Origin of the sequence: Candidatus Allofournierella excrementigallinarum (genome assembly GCF_944388085.1) — a bacterium.
GTDB classification, from domain to species: domain Bacteria; phylum Bacillota; class Clostridia; order Oscillospirales; family Ruminococcaceae; genus Allofournierella_A; species Allofournierella_A excrementigallinarum.
Map to the genome: position 1 here is coordinate 1 of NZ_CALXHK010000078.1, position 6,640 is coordinate 6,640.

At 62.6% G+C, this 6,640-nt stretch carries 7 protein-coding genes and 1 pseudogene; all 8 read left to right on the plus strand.

Translation table 11 applies throughout. The annotated features are described in order from the left end of the window. Positions 1 to 308: hypothetical protein (locus tag ACH2AT_RS10435; protein ID WP_394965851.1), on the plus strand; the 308-nt coding region annotated here is incomplete at its 5' end. A gap of 1 nt (position 309) precedes the next feature. Then, positions 310 to 1,368, plus strand: coding sequence for a V0D/AC39 family V-type ATPase subunit (locus ACH2AT_RS10440; protein WP_394965853.1), 1,059 nt, complete (start codon positions 310 to 312; stop codon positions 1,366 to 1,368). 13 nt (positions 1,369 to 1,381) lie between these two features. Next, the gene (locus ACH2AT_RS10445; protein ID WP_394965855.1) at positions 1,382 to 2,347 is read left to right on the plus strand and encodes a hypothetical protein; all 966 of its coding nucleotides are present in this window, start codon (positions 1,382 to 1,384) and stop codon (positions 2,345 to 2,347) included. A gap of 55 nt (positions 2,348 to 2,402) precedes the next feature. Further along, complete coding sequence (locus tag ACH2AT_RS10450) at positions 2,403 to 4,382, plus strand: V-type ATP synthase subunit I (RefSeq protein WP_394965857.1); 1,980 nt, start codon at positions 2,403 to 2,405, stop codon at positions 4,380 to 4,382. Positions 4,383 to 4,477: 95 nt separating this feature from the next. Continuing rightward, complete coding sequence (locus tag ACH2AT_RS10455) at positions 4,478 to 4,933, plus strand: ATP synthase subunit C (RefSeq protein ID WP_394965859.1); 456 nt, start codon at positions 4,478 to 4,480, stop codon at positions 4,931 to 4,933. A gap of 13 nt (positions 4,934 to 4,946) precedes the next feature. Next, positions 4,947 to 5,255 (plus strand): V-type ATP synthase subunit F, encoded by a 309-nt coding sequence (locus ACH2AT_RS10460; protein WP_177521811.1) that lies wholly within the window; start codon positions 4,947 to 4,949, stop codon positions 5,253 to 5,255. 12 nt (positions 5,256 to 5,267) lie between these two features. Then, entirely contained in the window at positions 5,268 to 5,852 is a 585-nt protein-coding gene (locus tag ACH2AT_RS10465; protein WP_394965861.1) for a V-type ATP synthase subunit E, read from the plus strand. Between the two features lie 24 nt (positions 5,853 to 5,876). Continuing rightward, positions 5,877 to 6,640, plus strand: a pseudogene (locus tag ACH2AT_RS10470) (V-type ATP synthase subunit A); the annotation flags it as partial.

Here is a 6,640-nt window from a genome sequence, read left to right on the forward strand (position 1 = left end):
TGCTGCGCGCCATTTTAAAGATCGACGAGGAGGAGCGGGCACGCACCCAGGCCACCGAGGAGTATCGCCAAAAAGCGCAGGCCGATAAGGCCGCTCAGGCAAAGCAGATGGAAGAGAAGGCCATGGAAGACATGCGCCGTGATGTGGACGCGTTCGCCCAGGCCGAGAAAAACCGCGCCGAAGGCGAGCTTGCCGCCCAGGCAAAGCGCAAACAGCAGATCCTGGACCAGCTGGACCAGCAGCTGCAGAAAAACAAAGACGCCTGGGTCGATACCATCCTGACCCGGGTGTTGGGCGGGGGGCAGTAACATGGGCAACACCCAGGCGTCCAACGCCATTCTGGCAAAGGCCCGGGCGATGTACGGCCGCCGGCTCACGGCACGCAACTATCAGGAGCTGCTGAACTGCCGCGACCTGCCGGATCTGATCAGCTACCTCAAGACCCGGACTTCTTACTCCGAGGCGCTTCAGGCGGCGAACCCGGCCACCACCCACCGTGCCCAGCTGGAGACGCTTTTGCGGCTCAATCTGTTTGAGCAGTATGCTTCTCTTTGCCGGTACGAAATGAACATCGGCCACGACTTTTACCGTTACTTTATCATCCGCAGCGAGGTGCAGGCCATCACCACCCGCCTTCAGGAGCTTCACGCGCCGGACGGGGATGTGTCCATCTACACCATGCCGGACTTCATCAAAAAGCATTCCTGCCTGAATCTGAATGCAATGTCCATGGCAACCAGCTTTAAGATGCTGGTGCTGGCGCTGGAGGGCACGCCCTATGCCAAGGTGCTGCAGCCCTTCGCCGATGACCCGGACTTCGCGCTGGAGAAAAGCGGCCTGCTGGAACTGGAAGCAGCGCTGGACGGCTTTGTGAACAGCCAGGTGGAGCAGATCGCGTCCACCAAGCTTTCGGGCAAGAGCAAGGACGAAATGCTGTATCTGCTGCGCCGCCAAAGCGATTTGCGGGCCATCGCGGATATCTACCGCCTCAAGAGCGTGCTTCGCGCCGACCGGGCCTTCATCAAAAAGAGGGTCAGCCTGAGCGTCTCCAACATGACCCCGCGCCAGCTGGACGCCCTCATGGACGCACAGGACGCCCAGGATGTGATCCACCGGCTGGTGAACACGCCCTACGCTTCCGAGTTCTACGGCGCGAGCTTCGATTACATCGAAGAGGGCGTGCGCAAGATCGACTACCGCTGGCACCTGAAAAAGCTGCGCTTTTCCACCAACCCCAGCGTGGTGCTGTTCTGCTACATCTTTTTGGCCGAAAACGAGCTTACCAACATCGTACATATCATCGAGGGCGTGCGCTACGGCCTTGCCCCGGACGATATCGCCACGCTGCTGGTAGGCGTGGGCGATTAAGGGGGGTGCTGCAATGTTTTTTGACCCCAAGATGCAGCTTGTCTGGGTGGACGGCCCCCTGGAAAAGCTGGACGCATTCATCGAAAACTGCTGTGTGGACGGCAAGCGGGTGCATCCCGCCCGGGCGCTGGACCACATGAGCGCCTCCGCGGGCTATGCCGCGCTGAACGAGGACAACCCCTGGGGCCCGATGGTGGAGCAGATCGAGGCGTTGGCCAAGGGCTTTGAGATCCCGGTGGTGGAGCCCACCCTTGCGGACGGACGCGCCCAGGGCACGCGGGATTATCTGGCCGGCCTGCGAGAGCGGCTGGAAGCCTGCCGCAAAGACCGGGAGCTGCTGGAAAAGCAGCTGGAGATCTGCACAAAGGGCGCCGAGTCCTTCGCGCATTTCTCTTCGCTGGACGTTCCGGTGGAACTGACCCAGCAGTGCGAGTATGTGAAGATCCGTTTTGGCCGCCTGCCCAAGCGGGGCTACGCGATGCTCCAGAAGGACTTCACCGCCGATCCCTACATCCTGTTCGTGCCCTGCAGTGAGGATGCCAAGGCGCTCTGGGGCGTCTACTTCGCACCCCAGAAGGACGCCGCCCGGGTGGACGGCATCTTCTCCGAGGCGTTCTTCGAGCGCATCCGCCTGCCCGGCGCGGCGGGCACTCCCGAGCAGATCGTGGCGAACCTGCGCAGGAACATCGAGCTTCTGAACAGCGAGATCGCCGAGGTCAACGGGCAGATGGCCCGGCTCTGGAACGAGGAAAAATGGAAGGTCGCCGGCATTTACGCCTCGGTGTGCAGCCTCGCCCGGCTGTTTGAGCTCCGCCGCTGCGCGGCGGTGCGGGGCGCGCACTTCTTCTATTGTGTGTGGGTGGCCCAGCCGGACATCCCGGCGTTCACCGAAAGCTGCACCGGCGTGGGCGGGCTGAACACCGCCCAGGACATGGTGGTGACGATGCGCCGCTGGAAGCAGGAGAACCCCGAGCAGTGATGAGGGCCGCCCAAAGCCGCCAGCGCGGCGGCGGCCAACATGATCGAAGGTCGGTATGACCCGAAAGGAAGATGAGGATACATTGGCCATTGAAAAAATGAAACTGGTGCGGGTGGACGGCCTGCTCAAAAATCTGGACAGCGTGATCTACAACTGCTGCCTGGATGGCAACTTCCACCCCGAACCGGCGATCCAGCACATGTCCGGCTCCCTGGGCTATATCACCCTCAGCGAGGACAACCCCTACACCGCCCATGTGCAGAAGATGGAGGAGCTGTTCCAGCTGGTGGGGGAGAGCGCGCCTGCGCTGAGCGCCCAGACCGCCCGGGACATCCAGCCGGAGGACAAGGAAAAGATCCAGGACCTGGCCGAGCGGCTGGCTCAGATGCAGAACGAAAAAGCGGAGCTGGAAAAGCACAAGAGCGAACTGGAAGAAAAAAAGACCCAGTTCAGCCACTTCACCGGCCTGGACATGCCCTTTGACGAGATCATCAAGGGCGAATACATCAAGGTGCGCTTCGGCTTTCTGCCCAAAGCCAGCTACGCCCGCATGATGGTGGCTTACGCCGAAAACCCCCACGTGCTGTTTGTCACCTGCAGCGAGGACAAGGGCGGCTACTGGGGCATCTACTTCACCCCGCGGCAGAACGCCGACGAGATCGACGGCATCTTCGCCACCCTGTTCTTTGAGCGCCTGCACCTGCCCGAGGCTTCCGGCACGCCGGAATCCATTGTAAAGCAGCTGGGCGGGGAGATCGGCGAGTGCCAGAAGAAGATCGAGGACAAAGACGCGGAGATCGCACGCTGCTGGGCCGAGCAGAAAGAGGCCTGCGGCGAGATCTACCAGCAGCTGAAATGGCATGAGCAGGCCTTTGACCTGCGCCATTACGCCGCCTATCGCGACAACTATTTCTTCCTGGTGGGCTGGGTGCCCGCCGCCCAGGCAGACGCCTTTGCCGAAAAGGTCAAGCAGGTCCGCCACATGCGGGTGACCATTTCCGACCCGGAAGAAGTGGAGAACGCAACCCCGCCCACCAAGCTGAAGAACCCCTGGTTTGTCAAGCCCTTCGAGTTCTTTGTGGACATGTACGGCCTGCCCAGCTACGGCGAGATGGACATCACCGCCTTTGTGGCCATCACCTTCACGGTGCTGTTCGGCATCATGTTCGGCGACCTGGGCCAGGGCGCGGTGCTGGCCGTGGGCGGCTTCATCCTGTGGAAGTGGAAGAAGATGGCCCTTGCCCGGCTCATCGTGCCCTGCGGCATCTCCAGCATGGTGTTCGGCTTCATGTTCGGCTCGGTGTTCGGCTTTGAGGAAGCGCTGGACCCGGTGTATGAGATGCTGGGCATGTCCGGCAAGCCCATCAGCAGCTGGCCCGGCACTCCTCACTCGGTGCTGGACACCGCCGCCATCAATCCCATCCTGGTCTGCGCCATCTTCATCGGCGTGGCGCTGGTGCTGGCCGCCATGGCGCTGCACATCATTGCCGCGCTGCGCAAGGGCCAGTGGGGCGAAGCGATCTTCTCCAACAACGGCCTGGTGGGCATCCTGGTCTACTGCGGCGGCGTTTCCTTCGTCAGCGATTTCATGAGCGGCCCCCACTTCCTGCCTTCGAGCGTCGCCTTTGCCCTGATCGGCGGCGGCCTGGTGCTGCTGTTCTTCAAGGAGATCCTGATCGGCCTGGTGGACCATCACCCCAACTGGAAACCCGAAAGCTGGGCGGACTACTGCATGCAGAACATCTTCGAGCTGCTGGAGTACGTGCTGAGCTATTTCAGCAACACCGTTTCCTTCCTGCGCGTGGGCGCCTTCGTGTTCGTCCACGCGGCCATGATGATGGCCATCTTCAGCCTGGCCGGCGACCCGGTGAACCCCGTCGTCGTGATCCTCGGCAACGCCCTCATCATCGCGCTGGAGGGCCTGCTCTCCGGAATCCAGGGCCTGCGTCTTGAATTCTACGAGATGTTCAGCCGCTGCTATGAGGGCGGCGGCCACCCCTTCAAGGGCGTGAGCCTCACCGACAAGGCCGAGTAAGCCTTCTTTTTGCCAGAACAGGCCGCCGGAGCATTTCCGCTGCGAACGCCTGCTTCAATACAACAAGACACTAAATTGATTTGGAGGACCTAACCATGAATACTTTTCTGACCATCTGCCTGATCGTTCTTCCGCTGAGCCTGCTCATGGGCTTCGCCGCCTATCTGGCCCGCCAGTCCGCCAAGGGCATGCCCGTCAAGCGCACCCTGACCCTGAACATCACCGCCTTCGTGGTGGTCCTGCTGCTGGCCGCCTGCTTTGCCTTCGCTGTAAGCGCTGAGGGCGAGACCGCCACCGCCGTCATGACCGCCGCCGAGCGCGCCGCCAGCAACGAGAGCATGGGCCTGGGCCTGATCGCTGCCGCCCTGGTCACCGGTCTTGCCGGCATCGGCGGCGGCATGGCTGTTGCCGCCGGCGCGCCTGCCGCGATCGCCGCCGCCTCCGAGGACCCCAAGAGCTTCGGTAAGAGCCTGATCTTCGTGGCTCTGGGCGAGTCCATCGCTCTGTACGGCGTCGTTATCTCCATCCTGATCCTGAACAAACTGGTATAAAGGGGGCGCAGCAATGCGTTTCTTTCTGATCAGCGACAACACCGACACCCAGACCGGCATGCGGCTGGCGGGCATCGAAGGCGTGGTGGCCCACACCGCCGAGGAAGTGACCAACGCCTTTGAACTTGCCCTCTCTCAGCCGGACATCGGCATGATCCTTGTGACGGAAAAGATCGCCGACGATTTCACCGAGATCGTCAACGACGCGAAGAAGGACCAGGAGGGCCCGCTGGTGCTGGCCATCCCGGACCGGCACGGTTCGGCCCTTGGCCGTGACCGCATCACCCGCTATGTGCGCGAAGCCATCGGCGTTAAGATTTGAGGTGCAGCATAAATGATTGAAGAAAACGAGCGCGCGGCAAAATTCATGCAAGCCATCCAGCGGGACGGCGAAAAGCGCCGCGCCGCCATCATCCAGTCCATCGACGAGGAGATCGCCGCCGAGCTGGAAAAAGTGAAGACTGCCGCCGAGGCCAAAGCGCGGCAGATGGGAGACTATGAAAAGGTCCGCCTGCAGGAGGAGACCAACCGCAAGCTGAGCCACAGCGTGGTGGAGACCGGCGCCGAGCTGGCCGCCCGCCGCAGCGAGATCGCCCAGCAGGTGTTCGACGCCTGCGAAGAGAAACTGGCCGCCTTCACCGCAAAGGCGGACTATGCCGATTATCTGAAAAAGAGCGCCGGGGCGCTGCTGGCGCTGCTCCATGCGGACAAGGCCGTGTTCTACGCCCGCCCGCAGGATGTGGAGGCTGCCAGGTCGGCTGTTCCCGCCGGCTGCGAGGTGACCGCCGACGCCACCATCCGCCTGGGCGGCCTGCGCGCCAAGAGCGGCGCGGTGGAGGCGGACGACACGCTGGACATGAAGCTGGAAGCCCAGAAAGACTGGTTCCTGCAGCACTCCGGCATGTCCATCGCCCTTTAATTTCGAAAACCGAGGTGAACCGAATTGGCTCAAAATCTCATCTACAGCATCAACGGCCCGGTGGTCACCATCAAAGGCAAGACCGGCCTTTCCATGATGGAAATGGTCCATGTCGGCAACGACCATCTGGTGGGCGAAGTCATCCGCATGGATGAGGAACTCACCACCATTCAGGTCTACGAGGAGACCAGCGGCCTTGCGCCCGGCGAGCCTGTGACCACCACCGGCGGCCCCCTGTGCGTTACCCTGGGCCCCGGCATCCTGCGCAACATCTACGACGGCATCCAGCGGCCTCTGCCCGCCCTGGAAAAGGAGAGCGGCCCCTTCATCGCCCGCGGCTGCAACATCCCCAGCCTGGACCCCAACGCCAAGTGGGACGTGACCGTGACGGTGAAGGTGGGGGACAAACTGGTCCCCGGCCAGGTGTATGCCACCTGCCCCGAGACCCCGGTCATCCTGCACAAGTGCATGGCCGCCCCCGGCGTGGAGGGCACCGTGACCTGGGTGGCGGAGAACGGCAGCTACACCGTGAACGACACCGTCGTGCGCATCACAGATAAAAACGGCAGCGAGCGGGAACTGACCCTGTGCCAGAAATGGCCCATCCGCCGCCCCCGCCCCGTGCAGGCCCGCATGCCCGCCCAGCGCCCGCTGATCACCGGCATGCGCGTGGTGGACACCATGTTCCCCATCGCCAAAGGAGGCGCCGCCGCCATCCCCGGCGGTTTCGGCACCGGCAAGACCATGACCCAGCACCAGCTGGCCAAATGGTGCGACGCCGACATCAT

What these genes read in the sequence shown, in the direction of transcription:
- ACH2AT_RS10440 (WP_394965853.1), top strand. Translation starts at nt 310, where the DNA reads ATGGGCAACACCCAGGCGTCCAACGCCATTCTGGCAAAGGCCCGGGCG.
- ACH2AT_RS10445 (WP_394965855.1), top strand. Translation starts at nt 1,382, where the DNA reads ATGTTTTTTGACCCCAAGATGCAGCTTGTCTGGGTGGACGGCCCCCTG.
- ACH2AT_RS10450 (WP_394965857.1), top strand. Translation starts at nt 2,403, where the DNA reads ATGACCCGAAAGGAAGATGAGGATACATTGGCCATTGAAAAAATGAAA.
- ACH2AT_RS10455 (WP_394965859.1), top strand. Translation starts at nt 4,478, where the DNA reads ATGAATACTTTTCTGACCATCTGCCTGATCGTTCTTCCGCTGAGCCTG.
- ACH2AT_RS10460 (WP_177521811.1), top strand. Translation starts at nt 4,947, where the DNA reads ATGCGTTTCTTTCTGATCAGCGACAACACCGACACCCAGACCGGCATG.
- ACH2AT_RS10465 (WP_394965861.1), top strand. Translation starts at nt 5,268, where the DNA reads ATGATTGAAGAAAACGAGCGCGCGGCAAAATTCATGCAAGCCATCCAG.